18 protein-coding genes are annotated in these 16152 nt (G+C 41.5%); 5 read left to right on the top strand and 13 right to left on the bottom strand.

All coding sequences use genetic code 11. From position 1 onward, the window contains the following. The first annotated feature begins 4 nt into the window (after positions 1-4). Both WCV88_01015 and WCV88_01010 read left to right on the top strand, forming a co-directional pair. Positions 5-3103 (top strand): type I restriction endonuclease subunit R, encoded by a 3099-nt coding sequence (locus WCV88_01015; GenBank protein MFA6474763.1) that lies wholly within the window; start codon positions 5-7, stop codon positions 3101-3103. 17 nt (positions 3104-3120) lie between these two features. Next, complete coding sequence (locus WCV88_01010) at positions 3121-3267, top strand: hypothetical protein (GenBank protein ID MFA6474762.1); 147 nt, start codon at positions 3121-3123, stop codon at positions 3265-3267. A gap of 51 nt (positions 3268-3318) precedes the next feature. Here the strand turns inward: WCV88_01010 and WCV88_01005 are convergent, their stop codons facing one another. The 4 genes from WCV88_01005 to WCV88_00990 form a co-directional block, all read right to left on the bottom strand. Then, positions 3319-3531 (bottom strand): hypothetical protein, encoded by a 213-nt coding sequence (locus WCV88_01005; GenBank protein MFA6474761.1) that lies wholly within the window; start codon positions 3529-3531, stop codon positions 3319-3321. A 42-nt stretch (positions 3532-3573) separates the two neighbouring features. Continuing rightward, positions 3574-3816: a hypothetical protein gene (locus WCV88_01000; GenBank protein ID MFA6474760.1), complete on the bottom strand. Its 243-nt coding sequence runs from the start codon at positions 3814-3816 to the stop codon at positions 3574-3576. 406 nt (positions 3817-4222) lie between these two features. Next, positions 4223-5038, bottom strand: a complete 816-nt coding sequence (locus WCV88_00995) for a hypothetical protein (GenBank protein MFA6474759.1) — start codon at positions 5036-5038, stop codon at positions 4223-4225. Positions 5039-5054: 16 nt separating this feature from the next. Beyond that, complete coding sequence (locus WCV88_00990) at positions 5055-5957, bottom strand: thermonuclease family protein (protein MFA6474758.1); 903 nt, start codon at positions 5955-5957, stop codon at positions 5055-5057. Between the two features lie 155 nt (positions 5958-6112). Between WCV88_00990 and WCV88_00985 the strand changes: the two genes are divergently transcribed. Next, positions 6113-6997 carry an MJ1477/TM1410 family putative glycoside hydrolase gene (locus tag WCV88_00985; protein MFA6474757.1) on the top strand — a complete coding sequence of 295 codons (885 nt, stop codon included), beginning with the start codon at positions 6113-6115 and terminating at the stop codon, positions 6995-6997. 147 nt (positions 6998-7144) lie between these two features. Further along, entirely contained in the window at positions 7145-7441 is a 297-nt protein-coding gene (locus tag WCV88_00980; GenBank protein ID MFA6474756.1) for a hypothetical protein, read from the top strand. A gap of 19 nt (positions 7442-7460) precedes the next feature. On the opposite strand, the gene WCV88_00975 is transcribed toward WCV88_00980, so the two are convergent. From WCV88_00975 to WCV88_00935, 9 genes are read right to left on the bottom strand one after another with little or no spacing between them, the layout of a single operon-like run. Beyond that, complete coding sequence (locus tag WCV88_00975; protein ID MFA6474755.1) at positions 7461-7721, bottom strand: hypothetical protein; 261 nt, start codon at positions 7719-7721, stop codon at positions 7461-7463. Positions 7722-7730: 9 nt separating this feature from the next. Continuing rightward, positions 7731-8258: a hypothetical protein gene (locus WCV88_00970; GenBank protein ID MFA6474754.1), complete on the bottom strand. Its 528-nt coding sequence runs from the start codon at positions 8256-8258 to the stop codon at positions 7731-7733. After that, positions 8227-8775, bottom strand: a complete 549-nt coding sequence (locus WCV88_00965) for a PilN domain-containing protein (protein MFA6474753.1) — start codon at positions 8773-8775, stop codon at positions 8227-8229. The genes WCV88_00970 and WCV88_00965 overlap by 32 nt, the downstream gene beginning before the upstream one ends. Before the next feature lies 1 nt (position 8776). Next, positions 8777-9685: a pilus assembly protein PilM gene (gene pilM / locus WCV88_00960; GenBank protein ID MFA6474752.1), complete on the bottom strand. Its 909-nt coding sequence runs from the start codon at positions 9683-9685 to the stop codon at positions 8777-8779. 1 nt (position 9686) lies between these two features. Continuing rightward, complete coding sequence (locus WCV88_00955; GenBank protein MFA6474751.1) at positions 9687-11090, bottom strand: hypothetical protein; 1404 nt, start codon at positions 11088-11090, stop codon at positions 9687-9689. Then, entirely contained in the window at positions 11056-11688 is a 633-nt protein-coding gene (locus WCV88_00950) for a prepilin-type N-terminal cleavage/methylation domain-containing protein (protein ID MFA6474750.1), read from the bottom strand. Before WCV88_00950 ends, WCV88_00955 begins: the two co-directional genes overlap by 35 nt. Beyond that, complete coding sequence (locus WCV88_00945; GenBank protein ID MFA6474749.1) at positions 11651-12979, bottom strand: carboxypeptidase regulatory-like domain-containing protein; 1329 nt, start codon at positions 12977-12979, stop codon at positions 11651-11653. Before WCV88_00945 ends, WCV88_00950 begins: the two co-directional genes overlap by 38 nt. Then, the gene (locus tag WCV88_00940) at positions 12969-14027 is read right to left on the bottom strand and encodes a type II secretion system F family protein (protein MFA6474748.1); all 1059 of its coding nucleotides are present in this window, start codon (positions 14025-14027) and stop codon (positions 12969-12971) included. Before WCV88_00940 ends, WCV88_00945 begins: the two co-directional genes overlap by 11 nt. A gap of 9 nt (positions 14028-14036) precedes the next feature. After that, on the bottom strand, positions 14037-15764 hold the full coding sequence (locus WCV88_00935; protein ID MFA6474747.1) for an ATPase, T2SS/T4P/T4SS family: 1728 nt from the start codon (positions 15762-15764) through the stop codon (positions 14037-14039). 41 nt (positions 15765-15805) lie between these two features. On the opposite strand from WCV88_00935, the gene WCV88_00930 reads away from it, so the two are divergent. Beyond that, entirely contained in the window at positions 15806-16147 is a 342-nt protein-coding gene (locus WCV88_00930) for a hypothetical protein (protein ID MFA6474746.1), read from the top strand. The last annotated feature ends 5 nt before the right edge of the window (positions 16148-16152 follow it).

The following is a 16152-nucleotide window of genomic DNA, read 5'->3' as shown; positions in this document are numbered from 1 at the left end:
TTTTATGAATCACTACAAATACACCGAATCAGATTTAGAAGATGCCGTTCTTGAATGGTTTGATGAACTTGGTTATAACGTGGCTCATGGGCCAAACTTGGCACCGGATGGGGAATTTCCGGCGCGGGGGTCTTATCAGGATGTTGTTTTAATTGATCAATTACGTTCAGCAATACAGCGTATTAATCCAGCCATTCCAATAGAAGCGCAAGAAAATGCTATTAAGAAAGTAGTACATCTATCATATGCTAATCCCAATCTTTTGGAAAACAATCACATTTTCCATAAAATGCTGACCGAAGGTATTGATGTTGAATACGCTCGAGAGGATGGCACGATCGCCGGTGACAAGGTGTATCTTTTTGATACTAAGAATTTAAACAATAACGACTGGCTGGCGGTCAATCAATTCACTGTCGTTGAGAACAATCATAATCGCCGTCCAGATGTGATGATTTTTGTAAACGGTTTACCTATCGCTATTTTTGAATTAAAGAACCCGGCCGACGCAAACGCTACGCTCAAAAGTGCATTCAATCAGATTCAAACTTATAAAGCGGAGATTCCGTCTTTGTTTGCCTATAACGAGATTTGCGTTTTGGCGGATCATGTTAAAAGTGCAGTTGTTGGCACGATCTCGGCTGATATGGATCGTTTTGTTGGTTGGAAAAGTGTTGATGGCAAAAAGATTGTTAAAACCAACGATTTGGAAATTCTGATCAAGGGAGTTTTCGCTAAAGAGCGACTACTGGATATCGTCAAAAACTTTATTGTCTTTGAAAGCGAAAAGGATTCAAAAAATAATGTCAGCAAGACGATTAAAAAACTGTCGGCATATCACCAGTATTTTGCGGTTAATAAAGCCGTTGAAAAAACAGCCGAAGCGACATCTGCCAATGGTGATAGACGAGCCGGTGTCGTTTGGCACACGCAAGGTTCCGGCAAGTCTTTGTCTATGGTTTTCTATGCCGGCAAGATCATTCAGGCTTTAGATAATCCGACTTTGGTTTTACTTACTGATCGCAATGATTTGGACGGTCAATTGTTTGGCGTATTCTCTCATTGCAGTGATTTGATCCGACAAACTCCCAAACAGGCACAAGATAGGTCTGATCTCAAAAAGCTTCTCTCAGTTGCTTCCGGTGGTGTGGTATTTACTACAATTCAAAAGTTTATGCCGGAGATTAAAGGTGATAAGCATCCGCTTCTTTCGGACCGTAAAAATATTATTGTGATTGCCGATGAAGCTCATCGTAGCCAATATGATTTTATAGACGGCTTTGCTCGCCATATGCACGATGCTTTGCCTAATGCCTCGTTTATCGGCTTTACTGGCACACCTATTGAATTATCAGACAAAAATACCCGAGCGGTCTTTGGTGAATATATTGATGTGTATGATATTACTCGAGCCGTGGAGGATAAGGCGACCGTGCCGATTTATTATGAAGCCCGACTTGCCAAGATTGATCTGCTTAAAGAAATAACTCCAAAGATTGATGCTGAATTTGAAGAATTGACTGAGGGCGAAGAAGTAGAAAAGAAAGAGAAACTCAAGAGCAAATGGGCACGCCTCGAAGCCATGATCGGCTCGGAGAAAAGAGTCGCCCTTATTGCCAAGGATGTGGTTGAACATTTTGAGGCTCGCCTTAGTGTTATGGATGGCAAAGGTATGTTTGTTTCTATGAGTCGAAGAATTGCCGTTGAACTTTACGACGAAATAATAAAACTGCGACCACAGTGGCACAGCGATGATATTAAAAAAGGTTTTATAAAAGTAGTGATGACTGGCTCAGCTAGTGATCCGGCAAATTATCAGAAACATATCCACACTAAAGAGGAACGAGATTTGTTGGCTGATCGGATGAAAGATCCAAAGGACGAACTTAAGCTCGTTATTGTTCGTGATATGTGGCTAACCGGCTTTGACGCTCCGTCAATGCACACGATGTATATCGATAAGCCAATGCAGGGTCATGGACTAATGCAGGCAATCGCTCGTGTGAACAGAGTCTATAAAGACAAACCGGGCGGCCTTATTGTTGACTACCTCGGCATCGCACCATCGCTCAAGGAAGCTCTTTCCTATTACACACAAGAAGGCAAAGAAGCACCGACCGTTAAGCAAGAGGATGCTATTAGCATCATGTTTGAAAAATACGAGACGGTTAAGGCGATGTATCACGGTTTTGATTACTCCGGTTATTTTTCTGACAAAGCTCGAGATAAGGCAGAAATTTCGGGAAAGGCAATGGATCATATTTTGGGAATTGAAAACGGCAAGAAACGGTATTTGCAGAGTGTCGCTGAATTGTCGCAGGCCTTTGCTTTGTCGGTGCCGAGCAGTGAGGCCTTACATATTCGTGATGAGGTGGCCTTCTTTCAAACTGTCCGAGCTTTCATTGCTAAGTTTGAACAGACTGGCGGTCTTGGTGGACCGACAATGGAAGATTACGATCAGGCTATTAGGCAGATTGTTTCTGACGCCGTAACTTCGGATAAGGTTATAAATATTTTTGACGCGGCTGGATTAAAGAATCCGAATGTTGCTGTCTTGTCTGATGAATTTTTGCAGGAAGTGCAGGGATTGGAACGCAAGAATGTGGCTTTGGAAGTTTTGAAGCGACTCTTGAATGACGAGATTCGCATAATGGAAAAGAAGTTTTTGGTTAAGTCACGCTCGTTTGCCAAAATGCTCGAGGAGACGATTAAAAAATACCAAAACCAGACCATAGAAGCGGCTCAGGTTATTGCGGAATTGGTGGAGTTAGCTAAAAAAATTAGGGAAGAAAAAGAACGAGGAGGTGCTTTAAATTTAACCGAAGATGAGGTAGCGTTTTATGATGCTCTATGTGCCAACGATAGTGCAGTAATGGAATTAGGCGACAACACATTGAAAAAGATTGCTCAAGAGCTTGTAGTTATGCTCCGCAAAAATACTTCCATCGATTGGACGCTCAAACAAAGTGTTCAAGCCAAGCTCCGTGTCTTGGTTAAGAAACTTCTCAACAAATATAAATATCCGCCAGATAAACAAGAATTGGCTACCAAAACAGTATTAGAACAAGCCGAGGTGCTTTGTAAAGATTGGAGTGGAGAATAATATTAACAAGTATAAATATGGAATCTGAAATTAATAAATTTACAACATTGCTTAACTTGGTGCAGCAGCGGTTTGATACAGTTATAAACGCCGCAAAATCCGTCTGTCCGAAAGTTTTGGGGGCGAAGCCAAAACAGGCGGGTAACAAACCAACATTTAACTAACTACGATGCTTGCCGACTTATTTTAGGGGGGTGTTACACCCAGAAAGTAAGTTACCTTCCTGTGATCAAATCATTCAATGACTCAATGTTATGTTGCTCAAGGTAAGTTCTGAGGTGCATATTTCCATGAACACCTAGATCCCGGTTATACTCTTTCTCAATTGTAGCGATGTGAGTGTCACCACGTTTACCGCGAAGTTCGCCATCTTGATTACGTGAACGCTGACCCTTCATACCAGGAGCGTCATTTTTGATTTTGTTCATAAAAGTAGGAAGTTATAGTTAATAGTGAATGCTGGTGTGGATTTACCACTTATTAGCATACAGCTTTTGTACGTGTAGGTTGATATAGCTGTTCAAACCGGCGCCGAGGTCCGCGCAGTGTTTCATGTCGTTCACGCACATTGCGCCAGCACTCCGGTAGGTGTATTCGTAGGTATCACAGCCATCGCTGATATTTTGCGTTTTGAATTGGACTACGATGTAATTAGTGCCATATTCATAGGCTTTTACGCCAGATTGACCGCTGAGATTTTTATAGGGTTGCATAGAATTGGGTAAATTTAACAGGATAATCGTAAAGGTACGATTACCGATTGGATAAAACGCGCTCTTGGCAATAACAACAGTGCGCTACATAAGGCAAAGCCTAATTCGATTTTGGTTCAAACTATCCCTGGTACTTTAGACTAAACAAAGAATGCTAGCACTTGGCGTTATAAAGTTAGGTGATGGCTAGGTCGTTCTGCTGTTTTAAAGTCGGAGGGAAATATTGTGCCTAATCGGTATACTGTCATCAGTGCGGCGTAATGGTATTTGAGTCACCTCAATGGGACTTACAACATTTACATCTCAATAGTAGATCTGAATAAAATTATTGTCAATAGCTTTTGAGAAAAGCACAGTAACCAACTCTACACACATATCCAGATGTGACACCATCTGATTGCAGGCTCTATTTTTTCCCCCAGGTTGAACGTATCAGATTCCTAGTTTCATTTATTTTTGTGATGCGTCGTTTACTGAATCCCGGATAACGTATGGTAAAAACCATGCCAATAACTAAAAAAGCAGTAGTCAGAATTCCAGATCCAATGTAAATATCTTTGAGTATGGCCGGTACCTGGTCGATTATGATTTGGTGTTCAGGTGAAAATCTTGACGCAATTGAATTACTTAGTAAAGCAAGATGTGATTGCATGTTTATTTTCTGCAAAACTTCAAATATTAGTAAACATACAGCAAAAATGTAAATAAGATATATGCTTAATAACATCAGAAAATAACCAAATCGATATCTCCAATGCAATTTTAAATTGTTATCACCGTTGATTGTACAAAATTCCCATAAAGCTGCTCCCATTTCAAGGCCATCTTTTGTAATTATGTAACACATTTCATCTGGACCACATTCTTTAGGGCCATCTGTTTTCTCACAAAAACCCTTTTGCTCTAAATTATTGAGTGTAGTCTTACCACGTCCCTTTATTGCATTAATTTCACCACTTGTGATCAAAAAGTCTACTAGTTTTGAATGATCTTCAGCTGCGAAATTTGGATTCTCAAAATGCACTTTAGATTTCAGTGGAGACCCAAGGCGTTTGTGTCCTAAATATGTCCAATATAAAATTTTCTTTTCAAGTTGCCACGTCGGCGCTGCATTGGAGCTATGCTGTTCTTCTTGAATTTGACACTGCTCATCTAAATCCTTTATTTTTTGGAAAAAATTTAACCTTTTAAATAAGTTGGTTTGATTGATTGAAGATTCCATAATTGTTAATAACTATTTAAGGCAATGTCTCGCATGCCTCACCGTCATCATCCGAATCAAGGCCGTGGATATCACTTCCAACTTGTATCATGCAGTAGTCATAAACATTTTGAGCATCCGTCTGCGTTGAAAAATCCGAACAGTTATAGACATCTGAGCTGCAGATGATATCACTGGTATCGTCAGTGTTATCAGTAGGCACTTCTGCTGTAGAAAAAAAGTTAGTACTAGATTTTGGGCCATTTCCCAAACTATTTTTTGCTATTACTTGATAGTAATAGTTGGTACTTGGTGTTAATCCAGTGAGTACATACGATGTCTCTGTTAGCCCTGTTACTTTACCTAAGTCTAAAATATCAGCTCCATGGTAAAGTACATAGGATGTTGCTAAGTCGGCAGCCTCCCAGGTAATGGTGGCTTGATCTGTTGTGATAGATTCAGCACCGACATTAGAAACGTCACCGGGTAGGAAGTCGGCAATAATGTCATCGCAATGTCCCCAAACACCGCGGGCATTATCTTGAGCAACGGTTTGATCTTCAGTAAATGTTTCAACGTGTTTAGTATCAGGCTCAACAGTTAGAACTGTGCCGTAACCTTTTTGTAGTAATTTACGATTGATGAAGCCATTGTAATAGACATAGGCAAGTAGACGATCATACTGATCACGTCTGTCTTGATCAAATTTTAACGTAACTGCTTTACCTCCAATAATTTGATCCAAATAATTTTTGGCTTTATTTGCATAACAGTCCTGGGTGTTTATTTCCGGAGTATCTACACCGATCAGGCGGACATGTTCGCCATCCGTAGTAACAAAGGTATAACCGTCGATTACCCGATCAACGATCACAGTTTTGGCGGAAGCTAGAGTTGGCAATGATAAGGAAATGAATAATATTGCCAGTAGTGTTTTCATATTTGTAATTATGGGCCTGTTCTACCAAATAGGCAATGTGCATTTTTTGCATATTGCAAATACGTGGATAACTCGACCAACGGCTCAACTATCAAACACCTCGTTTCTGAGGTGTTTTTATTTACCATGGTCTCCATGAAGAGTATACTTTGAGTATGAAGCGATATGCAATAATTTGTGGAACACTGTTCGCCTTGCTACTGAACCCAGCAGTTAGCGCAGCAGACAACCCGATCCTGACTGAGGCAGATTCATGGTTGTATCAACTGCAAGATGCCAACATTTCTGAGATTGCCGCCACTGATTTTGACATTGTGGTGATCGATTACGCTCAAGACGGTACCGACGATACAGCCTATACCCAAAGTCAAATTCAACAGCTGCAAGACAGCGGTAAAATTGTCTTAGCCTATTTTTCTATAGGCGAGGCCGAGGACTATCGTTTCTATTGGGATAATGCTTGGAGTACAGCTGCCCCAAGTTGGCTTGGCCCGGAAAATCCTGATTGGGCAGGGAACTATAAAGTAAAGTATTGGCAAGCCGGTTGGTGGGATGCCGGATTGCAACCCTACATTGATCGGATTAATGCTGCAGGATTTGATGGAGTCTACTTAGATATTATTGATGGCTATGACTACTGGGATAACCATGGGTATGGTACTACAGTATCTGCCAACCGCATGGTGCGGCTCATTAAGAAAGTCCGTAAGCATTTAGCTGCAGACGCGCCAATTGTGTGTCCACAAAATGGGGAATCCATTATTGATGATGCTTCGAAAAAATATCGAACGATCTATTGGAGGAATATCGATTGTATCGGAGTAGAGGACTTGTTCTATCATTCCTCAAAATCGGATAGAACGTATCGCAAAGGGCTGTTAAATAAGTTTTCTAACCACCACAAACGTATCTTGAGTGTGGAATACATTACAGCCGACAAATACAGCCAGTATCTCAGCGCAGTAAACGCTCAAGCATTTTCCAGTATTCCATATCGCGCTAACCCAAACAGGGATTTAGACACAATTGTGTCACAATAGAAATTGAGACTTTATTTCAACTGCGAATCATGGGTCAGTTGTACGAAAAAATCGGACAACTGAGACGGCGCCAACAACTTAGTCTTAAAGGGTGTGGACAAATTGTCCACACCCTTTATCTGAAATTACTATCAATAACCAGCAAAGATGAAAAAAATTAACACCTTGGGATTACAAATATATACAATAACCCAAATTTCAAACCCATCGAATTCGATGGGTTACGAGGTAACGCAGGATAGGGCAGGTGCAAAAAATGGTTTATCAGAAATAAAACCCAAAGAATCAGAACTGATCAATGATATTACCAAGAAGTGGAAAGGTAAAAAAACTAAGGAGCTGGTTGAGTTTACCCACAATCAATTGCCGTATTTATACGCCAGTGAAAATGATATTATTTCTCTTGGATTAATAACCCAAGAAAATCCAGACGAGTGCTATTAAATAATCCAATACCACTAGATTATTCACTCAAAGTTGGTGTGAAAGGATTTGGCACAACTGAGGTATCAATGGTGGATTGAGTGCGGGCGTCAAGTTGTGACAAGATTTGATTTAAGGTAGCAGTTTGCACAGTATAATCGCTGGCACTAACTGTGGGAGCGGTCACCTTAAACAAGGGTTGATAGACAGTGCTGTATAAAAACCACACTAACACCAAACAACTGGATAAAATTAGTAAAGTGCCAAGGGGATTTAAGTAATTACGTAAGTAGCGTTCCATAAATGTATATTAATACCAATAACTGGTGGCTTCAAGTGTTAAAGATATTAGACCAGGGGTGTTGGTTGGTGTATCAAGCGATACTTTGTTTATAGTTAATAAAGTTGGTTCATGAGTGAGATCATTATAAAATGCTAAGGCATCGTTAAACTGTCCAGCGACGGTTAGATCCAAACTTGATGTGAGTTTATCGTCGGGCTCTTCTAAGTTGGTGTCTAAGGTGAGGTGATGAATATTGGCTAATTCCTCAATGCGACTGATAAAGACCACTGGATTATTTTGATCGATAAAAATGGATTTCAATCGAACACGATTAGATGCTAAGTCTTGGCGTCTTTGTAAAACCGCAATAAGTTTAGCAGTGGCATCAGCGCTGCTATATTGTGTACTTTGACCACTTAATATTTCTTGAGTGGTGTTTTGTAAACGATTTAAGCCAGGAATAATAACCAATGACCAGACAGCGGCCACCGCCAATACAGCTCCTAAGCTGTACCAGTAAGATTTATGGATTTGCTTTAGTTGGGGGAGTTTCATATTTGGCATTGATTGAAAACGTGATAGCCTCTTTTTGATTAAGATCACCAAACGGTAATTTCACATTACTAACACCCGCAATACCACTCAGAGCTTGTTGATAAGCCACCGCGGTGTCACGTGAGGTGGCAGTACCGGATATTTCCAGCGCTTTCGTAGTATAGTCTAACCGCAACGAGTGCAACTTAATGTCAGTGGGAGTGGCTTGTATTATGCTGACTAAATCAGCGGTGGAGTGCACCGGTTTTTTTAATAAAGGATCCACTTTACCGATTAATTGGTTTAAGTCTGTCACCAAGTCTTTTAACTCAGTTTGGTCAGTGGCAGATATACTATCAGTTTTAATTGTCACGGAATTGGTTTCAAACCACAATTGTAAAATCCAATCACTCGCGTAAATTAAACCCACACACAGACTAGTGGCTAACAAAGCTAAATTAACATAAATCATCACATGATGGGCGATCAGATTACCGCGCAAATTGGCTTTACGATCAGGGGGCAGGATATTTAACATATCAGATATTACTTAGCGCTAAACCGATGGCCGTCGCATAAGCGGCCGGGGTAGTAAGCTTGGCACTGACGTGATTTGGTTTGAGATGAGTCAAAACATTACCAATCACGACGGGTAATTGTACCACTTGTTGTAACCACTGGTCGATATTAGGAATATGTGCCCCGCTGCCACACAAGACTAGTTGTTGAATTTTTCCCACTTGAGCAAAGTGTTCTTGGGCATAGTGCAGTGCCTGTTGGAGTGAGGCCGCTAACGCCTGATCCATGATGCCGGTGGTACTAATAATACTGGGATAACTCACGGTAAAATAAATCGAACCGCGCCCCACTAGGGCAAAGGTACTGCGCGCAGCACCCAGATCGGCTAATAGTGTGATGGGCGCTTTAGTGAGAGGATAGGGTAATAGCGCCAGCGCTAAAGCCTCAGATTCAACGTGGAGTCCAACCACTTCATAATGGGCTTCGGCAAACTGATGTAGTAATACATCCACTTGGTCACGGCGAGCCGCGGCTACGGTAACAGTTTTAGATGGACGCACCACCGTAGAATCAAAATACATGTCAGTTTCGGGTAAGGGAATAGATTTAAGCGCGGCTTGTTCGACTACTTCTCGATTACCTTCACCTAATGGCACAGTGGTGAGAAAAGCAATTTGTTCCGGCAAACCGACGTGCACATCGCGGTTAGCCCAATGGGTACCAATCGTATGCTTGGGTAATTCCTTCAGCGCCAAAACAAATTGTGCCGGGTTCAAGATGATGCCATTGGCAACAATACCGGCCGGTAGATTTAATTCAGCAAAAGCGCGCAAAATAAAATTACCATACCGGCGCTGGACGCGCGCTAAGCGTAATTTACGATCGCTCACATCTATTCCGGTGGTAACTTGGCTAGTGAATAATGACATATTATTGGTTTATCTCTTCCCAGGAAATAAAGGTGTAATCATCTTGAGTCGAAAAATATGGTGGTGGTGAATAAAATAAGTTCGCGTCATAATTAGTGGTTGTATTCTCATAACCCGATAATAGTGTACTAGATCCATCTACCCAACTCCATGTCCAGACACCATTGGTGATAATAGTACCATAAGTTTCAATATTAGTTTTTATAGTATCGGCCGGATAATAAGATGGGTAATAATAATAACGCAGCACACTACCGTCTTGTGCCAGCAAAGCCGCATCAATGGTTAAATCATCTGGTGAATAAAGTGGTACCAAAATATCCTTTTGCGCCATTAATCCCAGCACCGCACCACTGTCTCGATCGGGATAATAGGTAATATCATCAGGAATAATGATGTCTCTTACTATTCCATCAGTACTAGGTAAATGAGCCGCCGCCACAGTGACTCGTCCGTTCACTTGGCCGGACACCCAAGTTTGATCATCCACAAAGATAATGCCGTTATCCGGAAAGGCGTGATTGGTATAGCCAGAGATAGCGGTTTCTTTGGAGATGTCATTAGATTCATTAGTCCAATCGGTGCCGTCATAACCCCAAACATTATTTTGTAATTTGGTTACTTTATTGGCCGTAAAAGTGCCGTCACTATTAAACACAATATGGACGCCCTGACCGCCAACGTTATCAAAGATGATGCCGCCATTTTCTGCCGCGGTGCGGGTGTCTTCAAAATCCAACGTGATGGCGTCAAAATCTAAGGCGTCGGCAATGGGAAAACTCCACAAGGCGGGGTCTTGACCGCTGCCCCAAATACCAGGTTTGGTTTCATCTGCGCAATTGTGTTCTGGTCCACAGATGTAGGTCTCAACAATGGATGTTGTTAAAGAATCCACCGTGCCATCCATGCGAATGCCACCATTGGAATGAAGTCGACCATGAATTGACTCATTCGGTCCAAACCAGACGTTGGAATTACTCAAAAAGGCAAATTCGGCATACGATGGTTTACCGTAACGCACCCGCACCGTGCGTTTTAGGTTAGGAAACATAGTGGTCCAAGCGGTACTGGTGAGAGTGACAATAGTTGAACCATTCAGTGGTGGTGTCACCGTGACAGTAAAATGTCCCAGCACAGTACCGGTGTCATCATAATAATCTTGGTCAGTGCCAGCATAATTATCCGGGTCATGTGCCAGTAACCAACGATAATAATTAGCACCACTTTCGGCTATTTGCATCGTCTGTTCAGAACTAACGGAGCGTTGGATAGTGCGATGTTCTTGCACAATTAAACTTATAATCGCGCCCAACACCATAATGGTTAAACCGCCAAAAATAATTAACGATACCAGTAAATAGCCGGTGCGTTTAGAGGTTGTCATTGAGGTTGCGTAATTGGGCATAAGTTTCAATGGTATGCGTATCCGGTATGCGATCAACGTTAGCGTTTATATCCAAATGAATTTTTATCAGCATGACATTAGCTAAAGTGATCGGATAGGTTAGCTCGACATTGTTATCATCATAATACGTGAAGACGGCATTGTTTGTATAGGTGACATTGACGACACCGAACGCGATAGTTTTGGTAACAGCATCCTCCGGTAAATAGTCCGCCGGCGTGCCAGTTGGTTCAATAATGGTTTGTTGTAGTGTCGTACCGGAAATGGTGTAGGTGACTTGCTCGGTTAGATCATCATCGTCAATGTCTGAATAGAATGACAAACTATTCGCGGCGGCCGTTAATATAGCATAACGACCATCGGCGCCATCAGTTGTTTCACGTAAGGCTTTAGTCATGATTTGGCTGGCCGAGTCAGCTTGAGCAATGGCTTGAGATTGATCGGAAATGAATTGTTGAAAACGGTTGGTTTCAATCATAAATTCAGCGATCACAAAAATTGTCAGCGTGGCAATCGCCAGACTAATAATAATCTCCGGTAAAGAGAAGCCGCGGTTATGTTTAAGAGGCCGTTGATAGGGTAAAGGTTTGTTGTTCATTTCCATTTACGGTAAAGGTACCGCTATAGGTTGTGTAACCGGTAGCGGTAATGGTTAAATTTAAAGTACCGGCTACTATTGGATTAAAAAATACTTGGCCATAACTGTCAGTGGTTAATGTTTGATCAAAAGTAGTGGCTTGTTCTAAATGCACAGTGGCGTCCGGAATAATGTCTCCGGCACTGTTTATGACAGTGATCAGGGCGGTAGTAGCTGAATAAGTATCCAACCACAAGGAGATGTTATTAGATGATTGTGGTAAGGCGGCCAAGGGAAGACGAGCAGATGAGCCGGCTAAGACATAACCCAGTTCGGCTTCTTCAAAGATAATTGTATAAATATCAGTCGGTATGTAATTTAATTCAGCATTGCCTCCATCATTAGGAGTAATCATTTCATCGTATTGATAAATTGGTAAACCACTGGTATCTGTGCCCTTGAGTTTTTCACCATGCAGGCGAAACGGTAAGATTAAATGATCTTCACTATTATATTGGCGTAACTGAATGCCAAGTAAGTTTACTTTTTGGGAGATTTCGAAATACTCTTCGGTAATTTCACCGGCCACCACATTCAAATGGGGCGGATCAGGATTAGGGTTAGTAATCGGATCGCGATCGTAGGTTTGATCGCTGCTATAAGCTGGTTTGGTCACCACTATGTGATAGGCCTCAATGCCCGGCGGAACACCCGGTAAAATAAAACGGCCGTCCGCGTCGGTTTTGCCGGTTGTGTCAATACCCAAACTAGGTGCAATAATTGAGACGTCAGCGTTGTTTACCGGTGTAGTCGGATTCGTGCTGGCATCAAAAACCTCAATCCAAATAGTGCCACCGCCACTATCTCTTTCCAAGGTGGTAGGAACAAGTTTAGTGGTTAATTCGACCGGCCCAGTGATATCGGCTTGATTCCATTCGACAGTAATGTGAACCGTTTTATAATCAGTATTCAATAAATCAGTGGGCGCTAATTCATCATAGGGATCATCCACATATTGAATAGACGTGGTCACTGTGTAGTCGACATTATTTAGGGCTTCTGTTTCAGTTGGCTCGATTGTGCCGCTTGGTACGCCACCGACTGTACCAACACTATCGTAGGGTAAATTTTTTATTTGTTCGAGTTTTTTTCGAGCAATGCCGAGGGCGACCGATCGACTGCGATCATCGCCGACAATTTTTAATGTACTGGACAGCAAACCATAAATGGCAAAGATAAAGAGCAGGGCAATCGCTAAAGCCACTAATGTTTCGACTAAGGTAAAACCGTTGGCAAGCGGATTAGATTTCATCGACTAAGGAGTAAATTGGCATAACAATGGCAACCGCTAAAAAGCCAACACCGGCACCAATAATTACCATCAAAACTGGTTCAATAATAACGGTTAAGTTAGACATAGTTGAGTCGACCTCTTCTTCAAAAAAACCCGCAATTTCGTTGGTCATAACATCCAGTGTGCCGGATTCTTCACCAATTTTTATCATTTGCGCAATCACCGGATCAAATAAATCCGGCCGCGCATTTAAGATGCTGAAGATAGAGTCACCTTTGGATAATAATAAACTGGCGTTGAGCAGGTGATTGCGATATACCCGATTCGATAGGGTGTTGGCTACAATCGTAAAACTCTTGACGATGGAGACATCGGTAATAATCAGCGAGTTAAGTACCCGGCTTAAACGAGCTAATTGGATGTGTTTAATAATTTTACCGGCAATAGGTATACGCAATAAAACGCGATGCCACGCCAGCTTACCAGCCTCAGTGCGTAATACTAGTATCCAACCTGTGATTAAACAGACAATACTAACTCCTAAAACTAAACCATTATTGGAAATAAAAGAACTAATCGCCATAATAATCTTAGTGGGTAACGGTAAATTGTATCCATTAGTGGTATAGAGCTCAAGAATTCTTGGCACGACAAAGATAAACATACCACTACCAACCGTAATCATGACAGTAATAATCAAACATGGATAAATCATAGCGTTACGAATTTTTTTATGTAAACTGTATGATTTTTTCATTTGCACTGATAGTTGTTGCAAAGTTTTTTCCAAATTGCCGCTGGTTTCACCGGCTGCTACCATGTTGACGAACAATTCATCAAAAACATCAGGGAAATGCGCTAACGCCGCCGCAAAACTTTCCCCTTGTTGGGTTGAAGCTTCCAAGCCTTGCACGGTTAAACGAAATTGTTTATTTTTTATTTGTTGACTAAGGGTACGCAGAGCATCGCCGATGGAAAAACCGGTTTTTATCATGAGCGACAAATTTTGCACAAAAAATATTTTTTCGACAACGGGGATTGAACGGAGGGTGAATTTAAATTTCATGCGATAATATTATTCTTTAGTAACACGTAAAATTTCTTCGATGGTGGTTAAGCCGCGTTTGGCTTTAACAAAGGCATCTTGCACCATGGTAATCATACCATCTGCGATTGCTTGTGAAAACAGACTAGCTTTGTCTGTTTTATCTAAAATTAGTTTACTGGCCTTGGCGGTCATTTCAAAAACTTCATAAACACCCAACCGTCCTTTATAGCCGGTATCTAAACAATGGCTGCACCCAACACCATGGAAAAAAGTAATCTCTTCAATTTTACCACTTTCCGGCACAGCTTCACCTAACCGCGCAAAACCTTGCATGATATGATCGATGCCATATTGTTTGGCGATATCTTCAATTTGCGCCGGACTGAGTTGATAAGATTGAACACAATTTTGGCAAATTTTTCGCACCAAACGTTGAGCAATAATCAAATTGATGGTTGAAGCAATGAGAAAATTAGGGACATCCATTTCACTTAAGCGAAACACACTACTGACTGCATCGTTGGTATGAATGGTGGATAAAACCAAGTGACCGGTCATGGCCGATTGGGCGGCAATTTCAGCAGTTTCCTGATCACGAATCTCTCCGACCATAATTATATTAGGATCCTGCCGCAATAAGGCGCGTAAACCAGAGGCAAACGTAAAACCAATTTTTGGGTTAACCTGGCTTTGATTGATTCTGGTCATGCGATACTCAATCGGGTCTTCCACGGTAGAAATATTAACTTCAGAAGTATTGAGAATATTTAAAATTGTATAGAGGGTGGTGGTTTTGCCAGAGCCAGTTGGGCCAGACGCTAAGATCAAGCCGTGCGGTTTGCTGATACTCCGTTTTACCACCTCTAAGACTGATTCATTAAAACCCAACTGTTCCAACGTCAAGACATTTTTAGATTCATCCAAAATCCGCATAACGATTTTTTCCCCATCGTACACTGGCAAAACCGACACCCGAATAGCCACCTTACCTTGTTGCGTTTGCACGGTAATCCGACCATCTTGCGGCAGACGGTGTTCATCTAATTTGAGATTGGCTAACACTTTAACCCGAGCCACCAAACCAGATTGGATCATTTTCGGTAAAGACATCACATCACGCAGTGTGCCATCAATCCGAAAGCGAATAATCACTTGTTTGTCGGTTGGTTCAACGTGAATATCTGAGGCTTCCTGAAAGACAGCATAATCCAAAACCGTATCTAACATTTTTATGATTGGAATATTGCGTTGAATATCGGTGGCGGATAACTCAGTGCCGTGTGAAATTGGCCCTTGAAAAGCGGCAAACTCTTGTTCGATGTGGCTGTGATACTGTCTGACAATATGTTGAATACTTTGCGGATTGGTTAAAAAAACTTGAATGACATAACCAGTTTTTTTTCTGATAAAATCAACCGTTTGCAAATCATCCGGGTCAGTGGTGGCAATTTTTAAAACATGAGCGGCCTCATCTTTTTGAAAAACAACTACCTCGTGGGTTTGGACAATAGTTTCTGGCAGTAAGGCACGCAAATCATCACTGAGAGTAAAATCATGTAAATCAATGAATTGTACCCCAAATGATTGAGCTAATTGTTCAAACAGCTGTTGTTCATTGACAACATGTTGCCCAATTAAATAAACCAAGAGGTTAGTACCTTTCCGTTCGGCTTTATTGATTAGATCGTCAATATCTTTTTCGGTCAATGTGCCGTCAGACAATAGTACTTGTTTCAATCTGGGTGCATGAATCATGGTTGAAATTATACCATGACGCTGCTACAATGCGAAACAGTATGATGACAGCTTATCAAAGGTTAGTGCTGTTTGGTTATCCAGTGGCAGTGTTAGTGAACACCGCGGCCTGGTTGTTGATTTTTTTAGCAGTTGATCGGATGAATCCGATTATTGTCTTGCACTACAATATCTATTTTGGTCCGGATATTTTTGGCGCGTGGACAGATTTATTTGTTTTACCAGGTTTAGGGTTAGGTTTGATCGTACTGGATTTTATTTTAACCACCTGGTTGTGGCGGAAAGATCGTTTTTTGGCCTATGTGGCCACAGTTGGAGCAGTCGCTGCTCAAGCTACTATATTGGTTTCGGTCTATCTAATGGTGCTAATTAATCGGACATAAACTGG

It is taken from the genome of Patescibacteria group bacterium (genome assembly GCA_041665365.1).
Lineage (GTDB): Bacteria > Patescibacteriota > Patescibacteriia > UBA9570 > UBA9570 > UBA9570.
The sequence above is the reverse complement of the archived record's forward strand: the minus strand, read 5'-3'. Positions and strand labels throughout refer to the sequence as shown.